Source organism: Acidisphaera rubrifaciens HS-AP3, from assembly GCF_000964365.1.
In the GTDB taxonomy this organism is placed as follows: domain Bacteria; phylum Pseudomonadota; class Alphaproteobacteria; order Acetobacterales; family Acetobacteraceae; genus Acidisphaera; species Acidisphaera rubrifaciens.
The window spans coordinates 1-2332 of sequence record NZ_BANB01000048.1 but is presented as its reverse complement, the minus strand read 5'-3'; the positions used below and the strand labels follow the sequence as shown (position 1 = coordinate 2332).

Sequence of the window (2332 nt, the reverse complement as noted above, 5' to 3'; positions counted from 1 at the left end):
CCTCTTTGGAATTTATCCTGGAAGAGCAATCAAGACCCGCCGTCGGGACGGAGGCGCGCCGGGTCTCCGGCGTCGGCTCCTCGGGCGGCTTGCGGATGATCGGCTCGCCGCGCAGCACGGTGCGTATCTCGTCAGAGGACAGCGTCTCGTGCTCCAGCAGGCCGCGGGCGAGGCGGTGCACCTCCTCGATATTCTCCGTCAGGATCGAGCGCGCGCGGCTGTAGGCGCGGTCGATCAGGTCCTTGACCTCGGTGTCGATCAGCTGGGCCGTGTGCTCGCTGACGTTGCGGGTCTGGGTGACGGAGTGACCGAGGAAGACTTCCTGGTTGTTGTCGCCGTACTGCACCATGCCGAGCTTGTCGCTCATGCCGAGCTGCGTGACCATCGCGCGGGCGATCTTGGTCGCCTGCTGGATGTCGCCCGAGGCGCCGTCGCTGACCTTGTCGGGACCGAAGATCACCTCCTCGGCCGCCCGGCCGCCCATCGCGGTGACCAGCATGGTCAGCATCTGCGACTTGGAGAAGCTGATGCGGTCGGCCTCCGGCAGGTACTGCACCATGCCGAGTGCACGGCCGCGCGGGATGATCGTCGCCTTGTGGATCGGCGTGCTGTCCGGCTCGTGCAGCGAGCACAGGGCATGGCCCGCCTCGTGATAGGCGGTCATCCGCTTCTCGGCCTCGCTCATGACCATGCTGCGGCGCTCGGTGCCCATCATGACCTTGTCGCGGGCGTAGTCGAAGTCGCCGGCCGAGACCACGCGCTTGCCCAGTCGTGCCGCCAGCAGCGCCGCCTCGTTCACGAGGTTGGCCAGATCGGCGCCGGAGAAGCCGGGTGTGCCGCGGGCGATCACCTTCGGATCGACGTCGGAGGCCAGCGGCACCTTGCGCATGTGCACGCGCAGGATCTTCTCGCGCCCGTTCACGTCCGGATTCGGCACCACCACCTGCCGGTCGAACCGGCCGGGGCGCAGCAGCGCCGGGTCGAGCACGTCCGGGCGGTTGGTCGCGGCAATGAGGATCACGCCCTCGTTGCTCTCGAACCCGTCCATTTCGACAAGCATCTGGTTCAGCGTCTGCTCGCGCTCGTCGTTGCCGCCGCCGAGGCCCGCGCCGCGATGGCGGCCGACCGCGTCGATCTCGTCGATGAAGATGATGCAGGGGGCGTTCTTCTTGCCCTGCTCGAACATGTCGCGCACGCGCGAGGCGCCGACGCCCACGAACATCTCCACGAAGTCGGAGCCGGAGATGGTGAAGAACGGCACGTTGGCCTCGCCGGCGATGGCGCGCGCCAGCAGCGTCTTGCCGGTGCCGGGGGGGCCGACCAGCAGCACGCCCTTGGGGATCTTGCCGCCCAGGCGCTGGAACTTCTGCGGGTCCTTGAGGAACTCCACGACTTCCTGCAGCTCGCCCTTGGCCTCGTCGATGCCGGCGACGTCATCGAACGTCACCCGGCCCTGCTTTTCGGTCAGCATGCGGGCGCGCGACTTGCCGAAGCCCATGGCCCGGCCGCCGCCCGACTGCATCTGGCGCATGAAGAACACCCAGACGCCGATCAGCAGCAGCATCGGGAACCAGCTCAGCAGGTAGTGGAGCAGCGGGTTGACGTCGCTCTCCTCCGGCTTCGCGATCACCCGCACGCCCTTGTCCGTCAGGCGCTGCACGAGGCTGATGTCGTCGGGGGTATAGGTCTGGAACGCGGTCCGCCCGTCGTTCAGCGACCCGGTGATGACATGGCCCTGGATGGTCACGTCATGCACGCGCCCGGCGTTCACGTCGGAGATGAAGTCCGAATAGGCGAGTTGCGTCGCCGTGTTGTGGCTCCCGCCCGGTTGGAACAGGTTGAACAGGACCACCAGCAGCAGGGCGATGACCACCCAAAGAGCGAGGTTGCGACCGAAATTGCTCATCTGTCCCTGTCGTTGTCCCTGTTCGCCGGGCCCCCGCCACCGGGAATCCCGCCCACCGGCCGGTCATTGAGGCACCACATGCACCCCGGATACCGCCCGCAGCATGCAACATAGGGTGGCTGCCCGCCCCGCGCATCCCCGCGACCGGCGCGCGCGTTGCGCAGGCGCCTAGCGCGCATGGCCGTCGGCGCCCGTGCAGGCGGCATCCGTGATCGCGGCGCCCATGAAAGCGGCGCCCGTGAAGGCGGCGCAGGCGGCCGGGCAGGCCGGGGCGAACAGGAAGCGGGACCGTGCGGCGTCCGTCGGGGCGGCGTCCATCGGGCGACGATACATAAGCGACGGCAGGCTGGCCACAGCCTCGTCCGCCCACAGCGCGGGCAGGCCGGCCAGCACGGCGGCGGGCAGACCCGCCGCCCGGCGCAGGTC

Annotated in this window: 2 protein-coding genes; both read right to left on the bottom strand. The window is 68.8% G+C overall.

Annotated features, from left to right (window positions below):
* Positions 1-1906 (bottom strand): ATP-dependent zinc metalloprotease FtsH (gene ftsH / locus B8460_RS01765; protein WP_048859853.1); only part of this gene is annotated, 1906 nt, incomplete at its 3' end.
* 168 nt (positions 1907-2074) lie between these two features.
* The coding region (locus B8460_RS21515) for a hypothetical protein (protein ID WP_048859852.1) at positions 2075-2332 on the bottom strand (258 nt) is incomplete at its 5' end.